28 protein-coding genes are annotated in these 20,963 nt (G+C 62.4%); 12 read left to right on the top strand and 16 right to left on the bottom strand.

The window, feature by feature from the left end; all coding sequences use genetic code 11:
* Positions 1–69: 69 nt before the first annotated feature.
* The 5 genes from AC3ANW_RS08960 (at position 70) to AC3ANW_RS08940 (ending at position 4,272) form a co-directional block, all read left to right on the top strand.
* Complete coding sequence (locus AC3ANW_RS08960; protein ID WP_488344828.1) at positions 70–849, top strand: IclR family transcriptional regulator; 780 nt, start codon at positions 70–72, stop codon at positions 847–849.
* Positions 850–874: 25 nt separating this feature from the next.
* The gene (pepE, locus tag AC3ANW_RS08955; RefSeq protein ID WP_488344827.1) at positions 875–1,597 is read left to right on the top strand and encodes a dipeptidase PepE; all 723 of its coding nucleotides are present in this window, start codon (positions 875–877) and stop codon (positions 1,595–1,597) included.
* On the top strand, positions 1,594–2,523 hold the full coding sequence (locus tag AC3ANW_RS08950; RefSeq protein WP_488344826.1) for a DUF1177 domain-containing protein: 930 nt from the start codon (positions 1,594–1,596) through the stop codon (positions 2,521–2,523). The genes pepE and AC3ANW_RS08950 overlap by 4 nt, the downstream gene beginning before the upstream one ends.
* The gene (locus AC3ANW_RS08945; protein ID WP_488344825.1) at positions 2,520–3,203 is read left to right on the top strand and encodes an AroM family protein; all 684 of its coding nucleotides are present in this window, start codon (positions 2,520–2,522) and stop codon (positions 3,201–3,203) included. Before AC3ANW_RS08950 ends, AC3ANW_RS08945 begins: the two co-directional genes overlap by 4 nt.
* Positions 3,204–3,288: 85 nt before the next feature.
* Positions 3,289–4,272, top strand: coding sequence for a Bug family tripartite tricarboxylate transporter substrate binding protein (locus AC3ANW_RS08940; RefSeq protein WP_488344824.1), 984 nt, complete (start codon positions 3,289–3,291; stop codon positions 4,270–4,272).
* Between the two features lie 24 nt (positions 4,273–4,296).
* Here the strand turns inward: AC3ANW_RS08940 and AC3ANW_RS08935 are convergent, their stop codons facing one another.
* Positions 4,297–5,610: a M16 family metallopeptidase gene (locus AC3ANW_RS08935; RefSeq protein ID WP_488344823.1), complete on the bottom strand. Its 1,314-nt coding sequence runs from the start codon at positions 5,608–5,610 to the stop codon at positions 4,297–4,299.
* Positions 5,611–5,763: 153 nt separating this feature from the next.
* Between AC3ANW_RS08935 and glgC the strand changes: the two genes are divergently transcribed.
* A complete protein-coding gene (gene glgC, locus AC3ANW_RS08930; RefSeq protein ID WP_488344822.1) occupies positions 5,764–7,068 on the top strand; it encodes a glucose-1-phosphate adenylyltransferase in 1,305 nt (434 codons plus the stop codon).
* Positions 7,069–7,083: 15 nt separating this feature from the next.
* Here glgC and AC3ANW_RS08925 read toward each other — a convergent pair whose 3' ends face one another.
* From AC3ANW_RS08925 to AC3ANW_RS08915, 3 genes are read right to left on the bottom strand one after another with little or no spacing between them, the layout of a single operon-like run.
* Entirely contained in the window at positions 7,084–7,866 is a 783-nt protein-coding gene (locus tag AC3ANW_RS08925) for a class II aldolase/adducin family protein (RefSeq protein ID WP_488344821.1), read from the bottom strand.
* Between the two features lie 8 nt (positions 7,867–7,874).
* Positions 7,875–8,228 carry a RidA family protein gene (locus AC3ANW_RS08920; protein ID WP_488344820.1) on the bottom strand — a complete coding sequence of 118 codons (354 nt, stop codon included), beginning with the start codon at positions 8,226–8,228 and terminating at the stop codon, positions 7,875–7,877.
* 13 nt (positions 8,229–8,241) lie between these two features.
* Positions 8,242–9,174, bottom strand: a complete 933-nt coding sequence (locus AC3ANW_RS08915; protein ID WP_488344819.1) for an NAD(P)-dependent oxidoreductase — start codon at positions 9,172–9,174, stop codon at positions 8,242–8,244.
* Positions 9,175–9,363: 189 nt separating this feature from the next.
* On the opposite strand from AC3ANW_RS08915, the gene AC3ANW_RS08910 reads away from it, so the two are divergent.
* Positions 9,364–10,347 (top strand): Bug family tripartite tricarboxylate transporter substrate binding protein, encoded by a 984-nt coding sequence (locus AC3ANW_RS08910; RefSeq protein WP_488344818.1) that lies wholly within the window; start codon positions 9,364–9,366, stop codon positions 10,345–10,347.
* A gap of 50 nt (positions 10,348–10,397) precedes the next feature.
* Here AC3ANW_RS08910 and AC3ANW_RS08905 read toward each other — a convergent pair whose 3' ends face one another.
* A complete protein-coding gene (locus tag AC3ANW_RS08905) occupies positions 10,398–11,081 on the bottom strand; it encodes a GntR family transcriptional regulator (RefSeq protein ID WP_488344817.1) in 684 nt (227 codons plus the stop codon).
* A 57-nt stretch (positions 11,082–11,138) separates the two neighbouring features.
* Complete coding sequence (locus tag AC3ANW_RS08900; RefSeq protein ID WP_488344816.1) at positions 11,139–11,849, bottom strand: phosphatase PAP2 family protein; 711 nt, start codon at positions 11,847–11,849, stop codon at positions 11,139–11,141.
* A 132-nt stretch (positions 11,850–11,981) separates the two neighbouring features.
* On the opposite strand from AC3ANW_RS08900, the gene AC3ANW_RS08895 reads away from it, so the two are divergent.
* Together AC3ANW_RS08895 and AC3ANW_RS08890 are read left to right on the top strand one after the other, a co-directional pair.
* Positions 11,982–12,131, top strand: coding sequence for a hypothetical protein (locus tag AC3ANW_RS08895; RefSeq protein WP_488344815.1), 150 nt, complete (start codon positions 11,982–11,984; stop codon positions 12,129–12,131).
* Between the two features lie 167 nt (positions 12,132–12,298).
* A complete protein-coding gene (locus tag AC3ANW_RS08890) occupies positions 12,299–12,466 on the top strand; it encodes a hypothetical protein (RefSeq protein ID WP_488344814.1) in 168 nt (55 codons plus the stop codon).
* A 502-nt stretch (positions 12,467–12,968) separates the two neighbouring features.
* Here the strand turns inward: AC3ANW_RS08890 and AC3ANW_RS08885 are convergent.
* From AC3ANW_RS08885 to AC3ANW_RS08875, 3 genes are all read right to left on the bottom strand, one after another.
* Positions 12,969–13,133: a hypothetical protein gene (locus AC3ANW_RS08885; protein ID WP_488344813.1), complete on the bottom strand. Its 165-nt coding sequence runs from the start codon at positions 13,131–13,133 to the stop codon at positions 12,969–12,971.
* 812 nt (positions 13,134–13,945) lie between these two features.
* Positions 13,946–14,620 carry an SOS response-associated peptidase gene (locus AC3ANW_RS08880; RefSeq protein ID WP_488344812.1) on the bottom strand — a complete coding sequence of 225 codons (675 nt, stop codon included), beginning with the start codon at positions 14,618–14,620 and terminating at the stop codon, positions 13,946–13,948.
* Between the two features lie 25 nt (positions 14,621–14,645).
* Entirely contained in the window at positions 14,646–14,885 is a 240-nt protein-coding gene (locus AC3ANW_RS08875) for a hypothetical protein (RefSeq protein WP_488344811.1), read from the bottom strand.
* A 268-nt stretch (positions 14,886–15,153) separates the two neighbouring features.
* Here AC3ANW_RS08875 and AC3ANW_RS08870 point away from each other — a divergent pair, with 268 nt between their 5' ends.
* From AC3ANW_RS08870 to AC3ANW_RS08860, 3 genes are read left to right on the top strand one after another with little or no spacing between them, the layout of a single operon-like run.
* Positions 15,154–15,351, top strand: coding sequence for a hypothetical protein (locus AC3ANW_RS08870; RefSeq protein ID WP_488344810.1), 198 nt, complete (start codon positions 15,154–15,156; stop codon positions 15,349–15,351).
* Positions 15,348–15,581, top strand: coding sequence for a hypothetical protein (locus AC3ANW_RS08865; protein WP_488344809.1), 234 nt, complete (start codon positions 15,348–15,350; stop codon positions 15,579–15,581). The genes AC3ANW_RS08870 and AC3ANW_RS08865 overlap by 4 nt, the downstream gene beginning before the upstream one ends.
* Positions 15,563–16,024, top strand: a complete 462-nt coding sequence (locus tag AC3ANW_RS08860) for a hypothetical protein (protein ID WP_488344808.1) — start codon at positions 15,563–15,565, stop codon at positions 16,022–16,024. The genes AC3ANW_RS08865 and AC3ANW_RS08860 overlap by 19 nt, the downstream gene beginning before the upstream one ends.
* A gap of 37 nt (positions 16,025–16,061) precedes the next feature.
* On the opposite strand, the gene AC3ANW_RS08855 is transcribed toward AC3ANW_RS08860, so the two are convergent.
* The 7 genes from AC3ANW_RS08855 to AC3ANW_RS08825 form a co-directional block, all read right to left on the bottom strand.
* Positions 16,062–16,952: a hypothetical protein gene (locus AC3ANW_RS08855; RefSeq protein ID WP_488344401.1), complete on the bottom strand. Its 891-nt coding sequence runs from the start codon at positions 16,950–16,952 to the stop codon at positions 16,062–16,064.
* Positions 16,949–17,323 carry a hypothetical protein gene (locus AC3ANW_RS08850; protein ID WP_488344400.1) on the bottom strand — a complete coding sequence of 125 codons (375 nt, stop codon included), beginning with the start codon at positions 17,321–17,323 and terminating at the stop codon, positions 16,949–16,951. The genes AC3ANW_RS08855 and AC3ANW_RS08850 overlap by 4 nt, the downstream gene beginning before the upstream one ends.
* Positions 17,324–17,683: 360 nt before the next feature.
* Positions 17,684–18,043, bottom strand: a complete 360-nt coding sequence (locus tag AC3ANW_RS08845; RefSeq protein WP_488344399.1) for a hypothetical protein — start codon at positions 18,041–18,043, stop codon at positions 17,684–17,686.
* Entirely contained in the window at positions 18,040–18,543 is a 504-nt protein-coding gene (locus tag AC3ANW_RS08840) for a lysozyme (protein WP_488344807.1), read from the bottom strand. The genes AC3ANW_RS08845 and AC3ANW_RS08840 overlap by 4 nt, the downstream gene beginning before the upstream one ends.
* Positions 18,536–18,745: a DUF7940 domain-containing protein gene (locus AC3ANW_RS08835; protein WP_488344397.1), complete on the bottom strand. Its 210-nt coding sequence runs from the start codon at positions 18,743–18,745 to the stop codon at positions 18,536–18,538. Before AC3ANW_RS08835 ends, AC3ANW_RS08840 begins: the two co-directional genes overlap by 8 nt.
* A complete protein-coding gene (locus tag AC3ANW_RS08830) occupies positions 18,742–19,071 on the bottom strand; it encodes a hypothetical protein (RefSeq protein ID WP_488344396.1) in 330 nt (109 codons plus the stop codon). Before AC3ANW_RS08830 ends, AC3ANW_RS08835 begins: the two co-directional genes overlap by 4 nt.
* Before the next feature lie 8 nt (positions 19,072–19,079).
* Positions 19,080–20,939 carry a hypothetical protein gene (locus AC3ANW_RS08825; RefSeq protein ID WP_488344395.1) on the bottom strand — a complete coding sequence of 620 codons (1,860 nt, stop codon included), beginning with the start codon at positions 20,937–20,939 and terminating at the stop codon, positions 19,080–19,082.
* Between the last annotated feature and the right edge of the window lie 24 nt (positions 20,940–20,963).

The following is a 20,963-nucleotide window of genomic DNA, read 5'->3' as shown; positions in this document are numbered from 1 at the left end:
CTTGTGGCCGGCAGCGCCACTGGTTAAGATTACGAAAATATCGAACTTTAGTTCCGTTTTTTCGAACCGATGAGTATTCTCGACAACGTCCAGCGGGTGCTGCAGCTTTTTGCGGACGGTACCGAAGAACTCAGCTTCACCGAGGCAGCCGCCCGCCTCGACCTGGCCAAGAGTTCCGCGTCCCACCTGCTCAACCAGATGGCCCGCTACGGCCTGCTGGACCAGCACGCCGAAACCCGCCGCTACCGTGCCGGATCGCTACTGGCCCGCGCAGCGCGCGGCGCCTATGCGGCGACCCCGCTGGACGACGCCTGCCGGGAAACCCTGCAGCAGATCTCCGCCGAGAGCGGCGTCACCGCCTATCTGTCGGCGCTCAACGGCGCCGAGACGGTGGTGCTGCAACGCCTTAACGGCGACACGCCGGTGCAGGTGCTGTCGTCGCCCGGATCCCGACGCGCTGCGCCGGGCACCGCCATGGGCCGCGCCTTGCTGGCCCGGCTGGATGCCAACGAAATCGGCGCGCTTTATGGCACCGACCCGGCGCTCGCACTGCCGCCCACCGGCCAGTCCGGCCTGGCGGATGTCGGCGCGTTGATGGCGTGCCTGGACCAGGTCCGTGCCGCCGGCCATGCGATGGTGGTCGATGGCGCCATGCCGGGCATCGGCGCCATCGCCGCCGCGGTGCGTGACCCGCGCGACGGCGAACTGCGCGGTCTCTGTATTTCCTTCGCCGCCGCCCGCCATGCCGACAACCGCCAGACCGAGGCATGGCAGCGGCTGATGGTCGATGCGGTCGGTACGTTGGGACGGCGCATCGGCGACCCTTTCTGGCGTTCCGCCGCCCTCTGATTTCTTCCTTTTGCGTCTGGCACCCATGAACCTCCTGCTGCTCAGCAATTCCTCCAGCGACGCCGGTTACCTGACACACGCGCTGCCGTGGATCCAGGACTGGGCCGCCGCCCGGGCCCACGACGGGGAGGCGCTGCTGGTGCCCTTCGCGGGGGTGACCCGCGGCTGGGACGATTACGAAACACTGGTCGCCGACGCACTCGCGCCGGTCGGCCTGAAGGTGCGCTCGGTGCACCGCGAAGCCGACCCGGCGGCGGCCGTGAACGCGGTCAAGGCCGCGCGCCTGATCCTGGTCGGCGGCGGCAACACCTTCGCGCTGCTGGGCCACATGCGGTCGCGCGGACTGCTCGGCGCCATCGCCGAACGGGTGCGCAGCGGCGGTGCGTCCTACCTGGGCTGGAGCGCAGGTTCGAACGTCGCCTGTCCGACCATCCACACCACCAACGACATGCCGGTGGCCGACCCCGGCGGCCTGGACGCGATGGGCCTTGTTCCCTTGCAGATCAACGCGCATTACACCGACATGCATCCGCCGGGGCACCGCGGCGAGACACGCCGGCAGCGACTGCGCGAATTCACCGTGCTGCACCCTCGCACCGCCGTGCTGGGCCTGCCCGAAGGCTGCGGCCTGTGGGTGAACGGCCACGACGCCCACTTGCTGGGCGATACGCAAAGCCGCCTTTTCCTGGGCGACCAGGATCCCGCCCTGCTGGACGCCGGCCCCTTCCTTCTGCCCGAGAGCCCATGAAACACGTCAGCGAAACCATCGAACTGCTGTCCTCTGCCCATGTCACCGGCGAGGAAGTGGCGGAACACCTGCGCGCCATCGGCAACTGCGAAGTGAAGGTCACCCGGCTGGAGCGCGGCGAGGCGTCGACCGACTTCCTGTCCATCGAGATTCCCGGCGCCGACCTGACGGCTCCGCGCCTGGGCCTGGTCGGCCGGCTGGGCGGCATCGGTGCACGGCCCACGGTGTCCGGCCTGGTCTCGGACAGCGACGGCGCGGTGGTGGTGCTGGCCGCCGCCGCCAAGATCATGGACATGGCGAAACGCGGCGACACGCTGCCCGCCAGCGTGCATGTCCACACCCACATCTGCCCGCGCGCCGGTACCCGGCCGCACCATCCGGTGCCGATGATGCGGTCGCCGTTCCCCATGCGCGAAATGATGTCGCACGAGGTCAGCCCGCGGATGGACGCCATCCTGTCGGTCGACACCACGCGAGGCAACCGGCTGGTCAACCACCGCGGCGTGGCCCTGACGCCGGTCGCCAAGGAAGGTTATCTGCTGCCGATTCCCGACCTGATGCTGGACGTCATGGGCTGGGTCAGCGGGCAACTGCCGGTCACCCTGCCGCTGACCACGCAGGACATCACGCCTTATGAAAACGGCCTGCCGCATGTCAATTCGCTGATGCAGCCGACCATCGTCACCGCCGCACCGGTCGTCGGCGTGGCGCTGACCGCGCAGACCACCGTGCCCGGCTGCGCCACCGGCGTGACCAACGCCTGGGACGCCGACGTGGCGATGCGTTTCTGCATCGAGATCGCCAAGCTGTTCGGCCAGGGCGCACTGCCCTTCTTCAACCCCGAACACTGGGCGCAGCTGCAGTCGCGTTACGGCTCTCTGGCCCACCTGCAGACCGTGGGACAGGAAACCGGCGCCGCCGCATGAAAAACCGCCGGGTCGCCTTCTTCACCATCGGCGAATCGCCCAGGGTCGACATCGTGCCGGCCATGACCGCCTTGCTGGGCTCGCATGTGCAGGTGGATGAATTCGGCGCGCTCGACGCGCTGGACGACACCGCCCGGCGGGCGCTGGCACCGCGCGACGGCGGCGAACACCGTTTTGTCACCCGCCTGCGCGACGGCGGCTCCATCGAACTGGACAAACACGCCACCGAGGTCCGCCTGGCGGATGTCATGCGCCAGGCCGACGCCGCCGGCTACGACCTCCTGGTGCCGCTTTGCACCGGCACCGCACTGCCTCGCCTGCGCACGCTGGTGATCGAGCCGCAGCAACTGGTGGACCAGTTCACCGCCGCGCTGGCGCATCACGCAAGCCGCGTTGGTGTACTGGTTCCGCTGGCAGCCCAGACCACCACCCTGCACCTGGCGCAACCGCTGCCCTGCGCGGCCGAAATCGACCACGCATCGCCCTACGAACGAGATGCCGCGCTGGCCACCGCCGCCTTCGAACGGGCCGGCAGGTCGCTGGCGGGCTGCGACTTCATCGTCATGCATTGCATGGGCTACACGGAGCCGATGCGCGCCGCCGTGGCACGGGCCTCCGGCCGGCCGACGCTGCTGTCGAACGGCATCGTCGCCCAGGCCCTGGCGCAACTGCTCGCCTGACCGGCAAACCGAGTTTCCGCATTCAAAACAAGAGACAGCTCCCAGCGTTTTCCGACCTTCACCCTCTTCCCTCAGGAATCGAATCATGTTGTCTCGCCGTCTCATCGTCGCCAGCGCAGCGCTGCTGGCCTGTGCCGCCCCTTTCAGTGCCGCCAACGCACAGGGCGGCTGGAAACCCGACCGCCCGGTCAAGCTGCTGGTCGGCTTCGCGCCGGGCGGCTCGGCCGATGTGCTGGCTCGGCTCATCGCGGAGCCCCTGGGCCAGAAACTGGGCCAGCCGGTCATCGTCGAGAACGTCGCCGGTGCCGGCGGCAACATCGCCACCGGCCGCCTGGCCACTTCGCCGGCCGACGGCTACACCATCGGCATCGCGGCAGCCGGCTCGATGGCCATCACCTTCGAGCTGAACCCCAAGGGCACGCCCTACAAGCCGACCAGTTTCACGCCCATCACCATGGTGGCTTCGCAGCCCAACGTGCTGATCGTCAACAGGGACGTGCCGGCCAACAACCTGCAGGAGTTCAAGGCCTACGTGGCCCGCACGCCGTCGGCCAGCTACGGCATCGCCGGCATCGGCATTTCGAACCACCTGATCGCCGAAGCCATGCTGCACCGCCTGGGCGTGAAGATGGAAGCCATTCCGTACAAGGGCGCGGCGCCGGTCATATCGGACCTGCTGGGCGGCCACATCGCCATGACGATGGACAACATCACCACTGCCGCCGCACTCGCCAACGAAGGCAAGGTGAAGGCCCTGGGCGTGACCAGCGCGCAGCGCGCGCCGCAACTGCCCAACGTGCCGACGCTGCAGGAACAGGGCCTGGCCAACTTCGACATGCCGACCTGGCAAGGCGTGTTCGCGCCGGCCGGCCTGCCGGCGCCCATCCTGCTGGCCTATTACGAAGCGCTGCAGGAAATCGTCAGGCAGCCCGGCACCATCGAAAAGATGGCGCGCCTGGGTTCGCAGCCGGTGGCCGGCATGGAGCCAGCGAAGTTCGGCAACTTCCTGGACAACGACCGCCGCCAGTGGGCCGCCACCATCAAGTCGGCCAACATCAAGCCGGAATGAGCGGCGCTGCCCGACCGGGGGGCGTCACGCCACCAGGCATGCCGCGAATTGCCTGACGCTGCGAGGGCCCACGCCCTTGCCCGTCATGGCCAGCGCGGGCGCGTGGGTCAGCATGCGTTCGAACACCGCGCGCACTTCGTCCGTCGTGATGCCGTCGATCAGCTCGATCGTCTCTGCCATCGATGTCACGGTGCCGGTGGCGAACAGCTCTTCGAGCGCCTGCTCCATCGACGCATAAGGTCGTTCGGCGGTGCGCACCCTGGCGACGGTCAGCTGGTTGCGGGCACGCTCCAGATGCACCGGATCGATGCCCGCCGCCTGCACCCGCAGCAGGCGTCCGGTCTCCGTCAGCAGGGGCGTGAGTTTTTCAGGCGTGGTGACTGCGTGGACGACGAAGTTGGCCCAGGCATCGCCCATGTCGATCGACGAATAGGCGGTGTACGCCAGGCCCAGCCGCTCGCGCACCGTGTCCACCAGCGGCGACGACATGCCGTCGCCGAACAGGTTGGATGCCAGCGACACCGCCAGGCGCCAGCGCTTCTGGGACTCCGGCGCCAGCCCCGGTGGCGGCACCAGCGGGTAGCCGATGTTCACGAAAACCTGCGACACCTGGGTAAACCGGCGCGCCAGCGAATGGCCGACATAGGCAGCCGGTGCCGGCGGCAGGCAGACCGGGGCTCCGGTCGACCGAGGCATTGCGCCGAACAGCTCTTCGGCGACCGCCATCCAGGCCTCGACATCGAAGTTTCCCGCAGCCGCCACCACCGTCTTTTCGGCCACGTAATGGCGCTCGACATGGCGCACCAGGTCTTCGCGGACGAAACCCTGGATGTTGCCCACCGTGCCGATGACCGGCATGCCCATCGGGTCGTCGCCCCAGATGGCGCGGTCCAGGAGGTCGCTGGAAGCGTCTTCCGGGTCCTCTTCGTACTCGATCGCCTCCTGGTGGATGACGTCGAGTTCGCGCTGCAACTCGTGTTGCGGGAAGGTACTGTTCAGCACGATGTCGGCCGTCATGCGCAGCAGCGGTTCGACATGTTTGCCGAGACCCGTCATGAAGTAGCCTGTGGTGTCCTTGCCGGTGAAGGCGTTGACGTCCGCGCCGAGGCGTTCCGCATCGAGGTTGATGGCCTGCACCGAGCGGGTGTCGGTGCCCTTGAAGGCCATGTGTTCGAGCACGTGGCTGATGCCGTTGGTCCGGGCCGTCTCGTCGCGTGAACCCACCCGCAAAAAAACCCCGACGCTGGCGCTTTGCACATGGGGCATGGGCAAGGCCAGGAGGCGCACGCCATTGCGGAGGGTGCGGACGACGACCCCCGACTGCTTCTCTTTGATCATCTCGTATTGTCGCCCGACACCTCGCAACCGACTGAGGGAATGCACTGCCCCAGGTACATCTGCTTGCGCTCCATGATCAGACTGCATCGAAGGTAGGCGACGGGTCATTGCCAAACACGAAATGCAATAAAACCGGATGAGACAGGGACGCAGATGAACACACCCCAGACACAACAAACCCTTCAGGCGCACCAGCTGGTGCGCCGCACCATCGCCGTGGTCCTGGCCGGCGGCCGCGGGTCACGGCTCAAGCAACTCACCGACCGGCGCGCCAAGCCGGCCGTGTATTTCGGCGGCAAGTTCAGGATCATCGATTTCGCGCTGTCGAACTGCCTGAACTCCGGCATCCGCCGCATGGCGGTGGTGACGCAATACAAATCGCATTCCCTGATGCGCCACCTGCAGCGCGGCTGGAGTTTTCTCCGCGCCGAACTCAACGAGATGGTCGACGTGTTGCCGGCCCAGCAGCGGGTGGGAGAACAGCACTGGTACCGCGGCACGGCAGACGCGGTGTTCCAGAACCTGGACATCATCCAGACACGCTCGACCAAACACGATTACGTGGTGGTCCTCGCAGGCGACCACATCTACAAGATGGACTACTCGATCATGGTCAAGGACCATGCCGAACGCGGCATGGGCTGCACCGTGGGATGCATCGAGGTTCCGCGCATGGAGGCAACCGCATTCGGCGTGATGGCGATCGACGACGAGCGCCGCATCACCGCCTTCCTGGAAAAACCCGCCGATCCGCCCGCGATGCCCGGCCACCCGGACACTGCCCTGGCCAGCATGGGCATCTATGTGTTCGATTCGCAGTACCTTTACAAGCTGCTCGAAGACGATGCGCTGGACCCCGGATCGGATCACGACTTCGGCAAGGACATCATCCCGCGCGCCGTCGCCGAGGGACGCGCGCTGGCGCATCCGTTCAGCATGTCGTGCGTGACCAGCGGCGCCCGCCGGCCCGACATGCCGGCCTATTGGCGCGACGTCGGCACCATCGACGCTTTCTGGGGTGCCAATCTCGACCTGGCCTCCATCACGCCCGAACTGGACATCTACGACACCGACTGGCCGATCTGGACTTACCAGCGCCAGTTGCCGCCGGCCAAATTCGTGGTCGACAGCGACGGCAACAGCGGCATGACGGTCAACACCATCGTGTCGGGAGGCTGCATCGTGTCGGGCTCGAAGGTGGTCGAGTCGGTGCTGTTTTCCAGCGTGCGCATCCATTCGTTCTGCGAGGTGCGGCAGGCCGTGCTGCTGCCGGACGTGGAGGTCGGCCGGGGCGCGCGGCTGTCGAAGGTGGTGGTCGATCGCGGTTGTGTCATCCCCGACGGCATGGTGGTCGGCGAAGACGCCGCTGCCGACGCCGCACGGTTCGAGCGGACCGACAGCGGCGTGGTGCTGATCACCCGCGAAATGCTGCAGCGGCTGGAAGGCGGACCCCGCTGACCGGCGGCATGCGGATCAGCAGCGGTAGTCGCCGCCCTCGCGGTCGACCAGCCGCAGCAGCGCGGTCCATTCGCGGTCTAGATGAACCGTGTCGAGGTACGCGTAATCGTCATGCTGTTTGGCAGCGTGTTCGCAAACCGCCGGCGACGGCAGCGTGTACGGCTGGCCCATCGAAAGCGTCTGCACCTGGATCTCGCAGGCACGGTTCAGGTAGAACATGCGGGTGAAGGCTTCGGCTACCGAACGGCCGGTGGTCAGCAGGCCGTGGTTGCGCAGGATCAGGTAATGCGCCTCGCCCATCGAGGCGACGATGCGCGAACGCTCGTCCAGGTCCAGCGAAATGCCTTCGTAGTCGTGATAGTTCACCCGGTTGTAGAACTGCATGCTGATCTGGTTGAGCGGCAGCAAACCGCATTGCAGCGCCGCCACCGCCATGCCGGCATTGGTATGCAGGTGGGCCACGCATTCCACGTCGGGCCGGCTCTGGTGCAGCGCGCTGTGGATGGTGAAACCGGCGGCGTTGACTTCGAATCGGTCGTCGTCTACCGGCCTGCCGTCGACGTCGATCTTGACCAGGCTCGAGGCGGTGATCTCGTCGAAGAACCAGCCGTGCGGGTTGATCAGGAACTGGTCGTGCCGGCCCGGCACCCGCACCGAGATGTGGGTGTAGATGAGGTCGGTCAGCTGGAACTTCGCCGCCAGCCGGTAGGCGGCGGCCAGTTGGCAGCGCACTTCCCATTCGGCATCGGAAACGTTGCGCGGCTTGCGGTTGCGATGGGGATCGGTGGTGGAGATCATGGTGGCCTTCAACCCTTCAGCGCGGTGACGACGACCTCGACCCGGTAGCCGGGGTCGGCCAGCTCGACCTTGCCGCAGCAGCGGGTCGGCGTCTGGCCGGGCACGACCCAGGCGTCCCACACGGCGTTGAAACCGGCGAAGTCGTCCATCGTCGAAAGCCAGATCTGCGCGGTCAGGAGCCTGGAACGTTCGCTGCCGGCCTGGGCCAGCAGGTCGTCCACCTTGGCCAGCACCTGGGCGGCCTGGCCGGCGATGTCCAGCGACTTGTCGTCGGCCACCTGGCCGGCGAGGAAAACAAGGTTGCCGGCGACGACGGCGCGGCTGCGGCGGGCGTTCTGGTCGATGCGGATGATGTCGGTCATGTCGGTTTTCTCCTCAAGCCGGGGCGACGATGCGGCGGCAGTGGTCGAGCGCGGCGCCGACCAGGTTGGCGGTGGCTTCCGGTGTGCGGAAAGCCGAATGCGCCGAGAGGGTCACATTGGGCAAAGTGGTCAGCACATGGCCGGCGGGCAGCGGCTCGACGGTGAACACGTCCAGACCGGCGTGGCGCAGCTTGCCGGATTCGAGTGCTTCGACCATGGCGTCTTCATCGACCAGCGCTCCCCGGGCGGTGTTGATGAGGATGGCGCCGTCGCGCATGCCTGCGATCTTCTCGCGTGACAGCAGTCCCTTGGTTTCGTCGTTGAGCAGCAGGTGCAGCGATACCACGTCGCTCTGCGCCAGCAAGGTGTCCAGGTCGACGAATTCGACGCCTTCGCGCGCCTTGGGTGAGCGGTTCCAGGCGATCACCTTCATGCCGACGCCCAGCGCCAGGCGGGCGAGCTCATCGGCGATGCCGCCGAAACCGACCAGGCCGAGCGTCTTGCCGGTCAGCTGGACCGCTTCGGTCCGCAGCCAGTTGCCAACGCGCATTTCGCGGTCCATGCGGGCAAAACCCTTGGCGGCCGACCACATCAGCGAGAACGCGCATTCGGCGACCGCTGTGTCGCCGTAGCCCTTGATGGTATGGACCGTGATGCCGATCTCGGCCAGGGCTTCCGGGTTCATGTAGCTGCGGGCGCCGGTGCCCAGGAACACGATGTGCTTCAGTCCGTGGCAGGCCCGGGCGATGTCGGTCGGTACGGCGGTGTGATCGACGATGGCGATGGCCGAGCCGGACAGCACTCCGGGCAGGTCGGCCGGCTTGATTTCAGGCTGTGCATTGACGACCAGCGGAAATTCCGCCGGCCGGTGAAGCTGCGCAAAAACTGCCGCGAGACTCGGATTCGCATCGATGAAACAGGCTTGGCTGGTCGCTGGATTGTTCATGTGTTTGCTATTGGTTGAACCCGTCCGGAGGCCGCCCCAAACCGGGGCAGTCGCACCAAAATCGGTACACAGACTATAACTCTTGTCTGCGTACACATCAATAGTTATAGTCTGTATTCAGAACGGAACACGGACGCGGCGACAGTGCAGCGAACCGTCTCTTCTGCTTCGGAGCCTGGAAGAAACTTCATGAAATTGCGTCATGTCTGCGCGGCAGTCCTCTCGGTTTTCAGCTTCGGCAGCCTGGCCTTAGCGCAGGACGTCTGGCCGAGCCAGCCGATTACCATCATCGGAGGTTTTCCTGGTGGGGCCGCCACTGACCTCTACGCCCGCAAGCTGGGCATCGAACTGGGCACGGCACTCAAGACGCCGTTCATCGCCGACAGCAAGACCGGTGCCGGCGGCAACATCGCGTCGGCTTACGTCGCCCAGGCAAAACCCGACGGCTACACCCTGCTGCTGGGCACCGCGGGCACACACGCCATCAACCCGGCGCTTTACCGAAAGCTGGGTTTCGACCCGGTCAAGGATTTCACCCGCATCGCATTGCTGGGCGACCTGCCGAACGTGCTGCTGGTCAACCCGGAAAAACATCCGGACATCAAGACCTGCAAGGACCTGCTGGCTGCCGAGCGCAAGCAACCGGGCGCGCTGAACTACGCCTCCACCGGCAACGGCGCGTCTGGCCACCTGGCCGCGGTTCAGTTCAGCGGCGCCAGCCAGACCAGCGCAACCCATGTGCCCTACCGCGGCCAGGGCCCGGCGATGACGGCGCTGATGGCGGGCGATGTCGATTTCTTCTTCAACCAGAGTTCGCCGAGCATCCCGGTGATCCAGTCCGGAAAGGTGCGGGCGCTGGCCATCACCTCGTCGCAACGTATCGCCGCCCTGCCGGACGTGCCGACCGTGGCCGAGGCCTGCGGCCTGCCCGGCTTCGAAAGCACCACTTGGTATGGACTGTTCGGCCCCGCCGGCATGTCGCCCGCTGTGCAGGCGAAGCTGTCGAGCGCGGTGCTGACCGCCATCAACACCGACGACTTCAAGAAATGGCTGACCAGCCAGGGCATCGCGCCGATCCAGGACGGATCACCCGCCGCCTTCACCCGCGTGCAGCAGGCCGACATGGTGCGCTGGGCCAGGATCGTGAAGGAATCGGGCGCCCAGGTCGACTGACCGGAACCCCTGCCCGGCCCGCGTCGGGCCGACGCCGCAAATGCAGGCTCTCAGGCGGGCAAGGCGCTCATGTAGATCTGGGCATAGCCCTCTTTGAGGACCGATGAGATCTGGTCCAGGCGGCGGCTGATGTGCGCCGTCAGGACAGGGGCGCAGGTCTCGATGTTCCGCGCCTTCAGGCCCAGCAGGATTTCGCGGTGGTCGTTCTGGCTGACCCGCCGGTCGCAGCGGTCCATGTCGATCCAGCGGACAAAACGAATGCGCGCGTTGATGTTGTGCAGCACCCGCAGCATCTCGGCATTGCCGGACATGGCCATCAGCCTTTCGTGGAAGGTTTCGTCCAGATCCACCAGTTCGTCCACCGTTCGGTCGCCTGGCTCGGGACCTGTCTGGTCGAGGAAGGCCAACAGCGAGTCGATGTCAGCGTCCGTGGCGCGTTCGATGGAGATACGCAACGCCTCGACCTCGATGACACGGCGCATTTCGTACAGGGAAAAGACTTCGTTTACATCGAGCTTGCGGCAGAAGAAACCCTTGCCCGGCACGAAAAGCAGCAGCCCTTCGGCGAAAAGCCGGGTCAAAGCCTCGCGCAGCGGTGTGCGGCTGACGCCCAGCGCCTTGGCGAGCACACCCTCGTTCAGCCGCTCGCCGGGCTTGAACTGGTAGCGCACGCTCATCGTCTTCAGCTTTTCATACACCACTTCGACGATGCTGTCGGATGTCGTTTCGGCCATTTCCGTCTCCCTGCTTAGCTGATCCAGGCCAGTATACCAAGCGGAAGACAGAACTGTCTAAGGAGTGGAACGTGTGTGATGAACCATCGCGTGGATGCTGTACTTGAGGTTTTCGAGCGGCGCCAGCGGGTGTCCGTGCTGGAAGCCGAACCAGGCGGCCACTGCCATACCCGCAAACATCACCACACTGGCAGGCGGCGCCACGGCCGTCGAAACCCGGAGAACGAGCATCGAGGCGCATCCGCCGAGCAGCGTTCCGGCTACCGTTTCCGAAAGCGTGTGATATCCGTAGGCGACCAGGACATAGGCCACGCCCAAGGCAAACCCGAAACCAACCGCGATGGCCACGCCTCTGAAGGCGGCTCCGGCCCGGCTCGAGAGAAGCCATGCCACAACCGGCCAGACACATGCCGACAAGGTCGCATGGCCGCTCGGCCCTCGAAAGGAAAACGCATCGATTCCCTCGTCCCAGCCGAACAGGCCGAGCTTGGTTGCGAACACGATTCCGGCGACGCAAAGGAAGGCCAAGGTGAATACGCAGGCAAGCCGGCGGGTCGTGCTGCCGAAGGCAAGAAGCATCGCGACGGCGGCGGCAATAGGGGCGGCAAGACCGCTATCGCCCAATCCCAGAAGGAAGTGCGGAGCCGTATGGGGAGTCAGGGGAATGGGTGTCGGAATCACCGCCGCGAGCATATTGCATTGGGTTTCCCCTAATGTGCCTTTAGAACAAATCCTCTTGCAGATCAGCGCCGATGCGCCCAGTGTCAATGGCGTGACAGACAGGTGCGATTCAGCGGAATTTAAGCATGCTGCTTTTAACCTTGCAGCGACAAGAAGCCTTGACTACCAACGGACCGCCAGCATCTGTTTTCGTAGCAACTACAAAGAAAAGAGACCTCCATGATCTTCGCCCTTGCTTCCTTAATGATCGTGATGTGCAGCTTTTCCGGCCTCGTGGTCTGTGGACTCGCCAAGGCTGCGGGAAAGAAGACCACCGAGCCGCGCCGACCACCGGCAAACCAGGCCATTCGCCGCGTTACCACCGCCTGAGTTCTCCACTTCACCGGCAGGCGTTGGCTGAAGGTGCGTGGCCGTTTCAAGGCCGAACACGCCGAGCGCACCTGTTGCCTGATGGCGACGAAGCACCGCCTTGGATCCCACCGAATGACGGCATGCCATCCCACGTAGCCTAGGCCGGCCGGAATCAGAATGAATGCATGACTGATCCACGCAATGTCGCGCACGACAAAAAAGTGCAGCAAGAAAAGAAGAACCACGGCGAGGAAATCGCTCCTGGTTCGGTACATGTGCCTCAGCCTGGTCAAAAGCCAGCGATGAAACATGAGGACACAGGCGCTGAAAAAGACGCGGACCCTGGCTCCTGAGTTTCACCCCCACCGATGGGCCGCGCATGCGGCCTTTTTTTCGTTTGCGGTTTCGTGTGTCGAAGTGTCGCAGTACAGTCGAATCTCACGAGAGCCCGACATTGTCAAATCCCGAGATCGTTAATCCGACAGACCGGCCCGGAAGCTTTGGCTGGTACCGCCTTACGCTGCTGGCCACTAGCAGCGTTCTCGTCATCTTGTCCGGAACAAATTTCACCTTCGCTGTCAGCCCTTCGTTTGGCGAAATCGAGACCAATTGGGCGGCATACGCCTTTTGCTGGGTCGCATGCATATACAGTGCCTTGGGCTTTGCCATTCACTTCCGTTCCGAGAAATACGGAAGGATCCGAATAGAGCTGGACGCCGCAAACATAAAAGGGGTTCAAGGTTATCTGTTGCGAATCTCGAGCAGCCGGGGTTTACCTCCTGCTAGCGTGCTGCCCTGCCATCCACCCCGCTTTTCACCATAAGATGGGCAGGTGGACGTTTTTAGAAACTACATTCATCCGGCCGGCACTTTACGGATTGCCTCGGATTTGTTGGTTGAGCGGCAGGTCGTCACGGTGAAACTATCCACGTGGAATAAGTTGATCGCAAAGTCAACGGCAAGACGCTTGCTCCGCGGTCCGGCAATGTATTTGTACGCTCTGCCGATAATGTGGTTCATGTTTGCGCTGTGCTACGCCGCATACCAGCCCTGGCAGGGATCTCCACGAACGCTGTGGCGTCAGGCATTCGAGCAGCCAGACCAAGCGCATCGCGCCGTGTCGGTATTCCAACTGACATCTCGCCTCGGACAGATTCCCAACGAAAACAAAATCCCAGACACTACGCATGGCATGGATGAGCGCGCGCGCAGGTAAGAGTGATTTGAATTCTTCACCGACCCAGGAAGCGGTAAGGCGGAGATCCCTTCAAACCCAGAATCTGCCTCACAGGCAGAAACATCACAGCATTCCGGCTGAAAGCGTGATCGGGGCGCAAAAGGCATCGGTTGCGGGCGTCCCCAGGTTTCCTGGACACATCGAATCCATGTATTCAGGAGGCAGACATGTCAGATCGGGAAAAACTTTTACGGACGAGTTGCAGCGGAAAGTACAGAAGGCGCTTCGATGCCTATCGCTGAGCCGTCACTCCCCCTACGGCACCCGCACACGCCAGTGGATCCAAAAATAAAAACGGGCTACGTCTTGTGAACGTAACCCGTTGGATTTCCTTGCGGAATATATGGTCGGCGTGGTGGGATTCGAACTCACGACCCCTTGCACCCCATGAGGGTAGGCAAAACAACGTAACCCGTTGTTTTTACTAGCCATTCTGCAAAACAGTCTGACAAACCAACCTGCTTTTAGCAGCCACTTTGTGCATTCGCTTCATATAGGGCCCCGCCATGTTTGTCAGGAGATTTGAATACTTCGGCAACGCGTCGAGACAGCACGCTGCATCCCTCCCTGAATATGGGTTCCTGTGCCCTGCGGCCTATGCGGCAGGTGCCGACGGCGGCGCCTTTGGCCTGGGCTCGGCCGTGAGCCGATCCGCCGGAAACATCCGCATGAAATCCATGCTCTGCACGGCCGGCGCATCTAACCAGGCGTCGTACAACCCCCGGGGCAGAATGGCGACCATGCGTTTGTCCTGGAGTTCGACGGGCCGTTTTGGATCTGGCCGGTGCAACTGGTTGAACATCGGATGGTCGTCGGCGTTCAGCGTCAACATGGTGAAGCTGAAGGCATAGCTGCCGTCCGCACCCTTCCGTCGCTCGTACAGGCCGGCGATGCCCAGCAATTCGCCATCGGTGCGCGTTATCCGGGTCGGCACCGCCTTCCCGCTGCGCCAGTCCGGTTCGTAGATCGCCACCGCTGGAATGATGCAGTGCTGCCCCCTTTTCCAGGCATCGCGGAACGCCGGCTTTTCGGCGACGGTCTCTGACCTGGCGTTGTACGTCCGTTTCGCAATGGTGTCGTCCTTCGCCCAGAACGGAATCAGCCCGAAGCTGCCAACGTCGACCTGCAGCGCCGGCACCGCCTCATCACCGGCATCAATTTCGGGTGGCCTGCGAATGAAGGGCGCGGCGTAGCCTGGCCAGACTTCTGGTTTGTCCCACGGCTGCGGTGTGGCGGCGCCGGGGAAGCCAGCCTGCAGAAGCTGACGCAATGGAGCTTCGTAACGTGAACACATTTCAGCCGAGCCTCGCCGCTGCAACCGAGCCATTCGCAGTCCCAAGCTGGTAGCCCGCGTCGATTTCATCCGGCTGGCAATCCGCCGGCTGCGCCATAGCTGCCGCGTTGAGTGCGGCGGCGTATGTTGGAAAGTCGCAGCCTGATTCGTAGTGCGGCTCGCAGGCATAGCCGTCTGCCTCCAACAATGCCCAATAGAAAGCACCCGGCTCGCCTTCGGTCACGTATGCACGAAAAGTCATGAGAGTTCCAAGAGTTGGGCCAACTCTGAAGCCTGACGAGGCCTAGAACGTGACCAACCGCTACCGCATGGAAAGACTGTATATTTGAACAGTGCTTTGCCATGTCATTCAACTTCGCCGAGACGGATTGAGGCTACGCCCCGAGGCGTGGCCGGAGCCTGTGCATGGGCGCCTCGAAATCGAGTGCGTCAACGCTGCTGAGAACAACTTCCGCAGGACTATCCGCCAAGCAGTGGTGTCGACAAAGGTAGGCGTGGCTGAGCGCTGGGTGAAACAGATCTTCCTCTTCGAGCCGACCTTTCTTCACACAGTGGCCAACGGCTTCATCCTGCGCGGCATTGAACTGCGCAGCGTGGCCGAAGGCATCTACGAGCATGAACAGATGTGGCTTTGCCTAACCACCTGGACGGGTCGGCTGCCGGCAGGCATCTCCGTCCGCCTACCTGAAACCGGAGGACCCAAATGAAGCGCTTTATTCCCTACCCCACCCTGCTCCGCACGCCCGAACTGGGTGACACCGTCAACCCAGGAATCATGGCGACTTGGCCGGAGGCGAATCACTTGCCGCTGGAGCCCCATGCCTACCAGGTGGTGCGGGCACCAGAAGGCTGGTCGGTGCGCGTTGCGGCCACCGGTGAGGTGATTTACCAGGGCGCCGGCCCCGTGGAGTTGGTGGAATGTCCGGTCCCGTTCTGATCAAACGCAACATCGATGACGTGCTGGATGCCATCGCCATGGCTGCAGCGGAGACGCGCGGCCGGACGGTGGACAAGATCGACCACCGCGGTGACGCTCAAACCGCCTGGGCACGCAAGCTGATCAGCATCACCTTGGAAGACTACTGGGGCGACATGACACACGAGGTGCCGGCGGCAACGTGGCGGTATCGAAAGGAGATGGAGCGGGCACTGGGCGGCGCGCTCGGCGTGGTCCAAGCCTTCCGGGCTTTTTCGATGGCCAGGGAAAGCGAGCCGGAAGAGTTGTCTGAGACTGAGCGCCGGCTGGCGGATGAGTGGGTGTCGGCGATGCCGCGGGCGCATGGGGCTGGCGTGGAGGGGCTGGGGCCAGTGCCAGGTGCATGGTTTGAAGTGCGAAGCGTGCGACAAACTTTGCTGCGGACCCCCACCCGTCGCCTCTGATCGGCATTACTTTGAAAATCAAAGAAGTCCCAATGAACTAGTCGATTATTCGATAGTTTTGAGCGAGTTCTTTCAATGTCGCGACTCCATTAGCAGTTAGTTCGCCGTTGGGCGATGCAACTTTGCTGCTCCTCAACCCAGTACTGAAGTAACCTTGCCCCACCATACTGTCAAATGCAGATTTGAGATCAGCATCCGATGCCGAAGCTACAAATTCCGGCCCTAGTTCCGCCAGATATACTGATGCAAGAAGATGCTGCCGGCCAGGCGACACGCCGTACTTCGCAAAAATTTCTTTATTTAGTTTATCAAGATCAACCCCATCACGGGGAGCAACATTTTTATTACTTCTCTTGGACCCAGGACTTACATAGGTTTGCGCCATGCTTTGATCAGTAGCAAGCTCGATCTCCTCACGACTCATCATGTGTGCAGGCTTGTGCCAAATCCGCAATGACTCTTGGCTCATTTCGGAAAAATATAACGGATTTATTGTTGCGGCAGCGGCAGCAATTTGTTCACTCACCTCCAACTGATCCTCCAACCTGCGGCGCGTATTTACCGAGTTCATCCGTACCGCAAAGTATCCTAAAAGCACGGAAAAAATTCCTACAACCAGTGTCCCCAACTGGACTGGATTTGTTTTTAACATCTCTCTCAAATACGGGAAAAACAAGCCACCTGTTATCGCGAGCACGCCGCCGCTCATATAGGCCCAGCCAGTAAGCAACAACACACTGCTTCGCCTGCGGGCTTTTACCTCGCCCAGCTGCGCAACCGCTTCAAGTACATCTTTACCGGTCACCTCAACAAATTTATCTCCTGGAGCCGCCTTTTTCTCTACAAAAATTTTCTCTAAAGTTGCTTGCCGCGACTTCAAAAACGTTTTGAGTTGAGCCTCACCCGACTCGGTGTAAATAATTTTCATTTTGAACCCCCGTAAGTTCTCCAAATAAACAAGCAACTAGCACCTACGAAGCAAAACAGAAACCCCCCCATCGCAAACAGATTAGGAAGCAATCCACCAGTCACTCCAACACCAACAGTTAATGCCGATTCAACAACCTGCATCACTATTAAATGCCTGGGAACCTCGGGAGATTTATGCTTGATTAATTCAGCAGCCTGTCGAACGTGGTCAAAAGTAACCTCCCTCGCCATAGCTTTTTCTTTTGCCAAATCAGCCGTCCGAAGGGAGCGCTCATAAAGCTCATCAGCATAATCATTAATAATTGTATGATAACGAGACGCGCCATTATTGGTAAATCCATCAGAACTTAATTCCTGGAGGGTCTTCATATCTATAATTGGCAGCAATGACCGCCCGGTTGTAACACATCCCTTACATACACCGACTGGATTCAATCCCGAATTGTTCACTGCGGAGGCGTTACACGCCCGACGAGGCCACTATCAACTCGTTTTCGCAGGCCTCGCGCTTGCGAACGTCAGCAATCGCACTTGCAATCCACTAATCTACGGTGTAGGGCGCATCAAAAACTTATAGCGGTATTGATGTGCGTACAGCCGCATGTAGGCTGCGCCTGCGGCCTATCTCATTTCGACAACGCTTCTGTGCCTCCGAGAGCTGCGGTGCGGCACTCACGGTACTGCCCGCCCACCTCCATCAGCTTCGCTGTCGTGGTCCCGAAGCTGTCATCACTGAGCGGCGCCAACTCCGGGCAACTCGCCACCACCAGCGCCGACGGCCCGGCCGGTGAGGGCTTCATTGAGGCGCTGCAGCTGCTCAGGAGAATGGCGGCACTGAGCGTAGATAGTGTTCGTCTGAATTTCACGTTCCGTCTCCTGCTTGATGGTGACCAGCCGCGGTCGATTAGCGGCGATGGCCTTGGCAGCGGCCTGTTGCGCGGCCTCCCCTGCCCTGGCGACGATGGCGTCCTCACGGGCGCGCTTGGCGAACTCGCGGTCCTCGCCAACGCCGGCGCCGTACCAAGTGCCGGCGGCGAAGGCCATGGCCATGCCGAGAAACGCAAGGAGGATGACGCGGCCGGTAGTCATGCCAGCCCTTTCAGGCACACATCCATTTCAACGCCGCGGCGCTTCGTCAAGCCCGGCAAGCTCACCAGCACGCCCATGACGCGCGCTTTGTTCCAGCGCGGCAACTGGTAGCAAGCACCCTGGTAGTCGCCTACAAGCAGGTAGCGGGCGGCGGTCGAGTTCATCGAGTCGCATGCGATGGCCGGGCCGAGGTTGTAGACAGCGTCACCGAACGCTGCCAGAACACCCACCGGCAGCCCGGGCCTGCAACGTTCGACCTGGTCGATTGCCTCGCGCATCTCTACGGTCAGCATCGCCTGGCACTCAGCCATCGTCTTCGTGTCACCCATCCGCACGCCACGGGTCGAACCCATGCAGATCGTCGGGATGCCCACGGGATCGCGGTAGGCCTTTGTGTAGAGGCCTTCGGCCGGTGCTGCGATGGCGGCAGCAACGACCACCGCCGCAGCGGCCACGGCAGCCCTGCCCTTGAAGCTAGGCTGCTGCCGAACCTCAGCCATCGAACAAACCCGGCTGCGCCACGATGCGAGACACCGCAGCCCCCAGCGACACCGCCATGGTGATGAGCGCGATGACAGGCTTCTGGCCGGTCGCATAGGTCTGCCAAGCTGCCTCGGCGGCCGATCCGGCTGCGGCCAACAGAGACAGGCGAACGCTCCAGAGCTTCGGTGCGATGGCCTTCCAGTCGTCGATTAGTTTCATCGTTTTTCTCCGTGATAGGCCGGGGGTGCCGGCGTGGAAGTCCGGTCGCGCAACACGGCGACGGTTACTTGAATGGTTTCCAGCTTCTTGCTGGTGTCAGCCTGGGCGTTCTTCACCTCGGTAATTGCTGCCATCAGGCGGGTCTCGCTGGCGGTGCTGTCTGCTGCGGCGGCCGTGATTGCCGCTGTGTTCATGTCAGTTCGCTTGTCGAGATTGCTGTACGCGCCGAAGCCAGCGGCCAACATTGCCAGGGCACTGAGGACGTGCCCCAGGTTGATGGTTCCGTCGAATTTCACCTGGTGCCTCGTGTTGTTGGAGATAGTCATTGCTTGCCTTAGGTGGTGGTGTCCGCAGCGGAGATGTAAAGAATCTCGGCCATGACCGCCACAGACTGGCCGGCGGTGAGAGCTGGGATGATTCGTTCGATGGAAAGCGCGCTGATGGGTGGCACGCTGACAGTCGCCATCGGATACATGACGCCGTTGATTCGAGCCGTGCCACACGCGCGGCCCGCCGCCTTGATGTCATACGGGAAGCCGGACAACCACAAATAGCCAGCCGTCGTATTTGCCGTCGCGGTCAGCACGCAAGACAGGTAGAGCGTGACGTGGTTGCCAGCGGTGGTGTACTCGCAGTCCAGTTGGGAGACGGTGTAAGACGGGGAATCCGTCGTGCGCACCGAGAGTCCGGTGTAATTGGCCTTCTGGCGGATGCCGCGGTGAGCGATGGCATCACGATTGGAAGTGGCCGCCCCACCGTCCATCTTGTCGTTGATCTCGACCTGAGAATTGGGGAGCAGGTCGTGCAATACGTGGGTCGCGTCCGTTCCCCAGTTCGCCAGGCTGACGCAGGCCGTTGCGGCGCCCCATAGAATGTGCGGAAGGCCCATGCTGTTGACGAAGTAGCTGCCGTGAATGCACACAGCTCGAGCCTCATTGCCGGCGGTGTCGCCAGCTTCAACGCTCCGCAGGTCGATGTCGCAGCGGTTCTTCTCGGCGTAAAGGCAGATATCGATGCCGCGTGCGCGCGTGGCAACGATAGCCGTGCCATTCTCCAGGCCCTCGATGATGGTGAAGAACTTACAGCCCCGGGTTTCGTACAGGACGAATGCATCCCCGTCACCTTGTTCATACATGCCGCCAATGACTTGCACGTCGTAAGAGCGTGGTCCGAACGCAAAGCGACCTTTCCAATGGCGAGCGTTGCAACCGTAGAAGTAAACGGACTGCACGTAGCCTTCGACCGGTTGGCCGCCGCCATCGACGCCAAAGTCACTTGCTCCCTTGAAAGCCTTCACCTTGACGAAGTCGCAGTGTCGGAATTCGGCCCGAAGAATTTTGTCGACGTCTAAGACGTGCGCATCAAGATCCGCAATGTGCGTTTCAAAGGTCAGATCGACCAGCGACAGCAGGTGCGAGGCAACAAAACCCGCCACTGTCGAAGAAAAAAGCTTGATCGGTCGGTCGGTGACAAGGCCACCACCCGACATCGACTTAACCCGGAAATATCGAAGAAACGTACGGGCCGGCTCGGGCTGATTGACGTAAATACTGTCGCGGATCAGGCACTTGCCTGGCACCTCGATATCCATGCGGTTTGCGATGGCCCAGACAGCCGCAGCGCGCACAGCAGCCGTGTCATCGGTAGCCGGGACCGTGCAACCTTCGTCCTGCCAAAAGCCGGAATCGTTCTTAAAGTACGCATTGCACTTCGCGCCCCATTGCTTGACGCTGACCGTCTGACGCAGCTCGCTGCCCACATCGCCAGGCACAGCACCTGCGGCGGCGCGCGCAAAAGCGACTCGGTCGGCAGCGCCTGGCAAGCCCAGATCAGTCCAGGTGGCGCCCTGAACAACGCGGAACTTGTCGGCCTCGAAAGTCCCGGAAGTGGTGAAAGGAATCGCGTCGGCATTGGCCGCAAAGGTGACACCGCCGAAAGTGACGGTCTTTCGGGAGTTGTTTATCAAGATGCCAGCCGCGTAGGCTACAGGCGGCAAATACCCCAGTCCGCCCAGCACGATCTGAGCTTCGGAGACGATCCAAGTGAAAACACCGGAGAGCGTTTGCCTAACCCGGCCGAACCGATCGCGAAATGTTGGACTCGGAGCATTGACTACCTCATCCAGCTTTTCGGCATTGAAAAGCAAGTCCTGAGGAGCCGTGCTCGGGACCTGGCTAGTGGTTGGTGTCGTCATGGACAACAGATGCTAGGTAGGGGC

The organism is Xylophilus sp. PBN-3R (assembly GCF_057747805.1).
The sequence above is the reverse complement of the archived record's forward strand: the minus strand, read 5'-3'. Positions and strand labels throughout refer to the sequence as shown.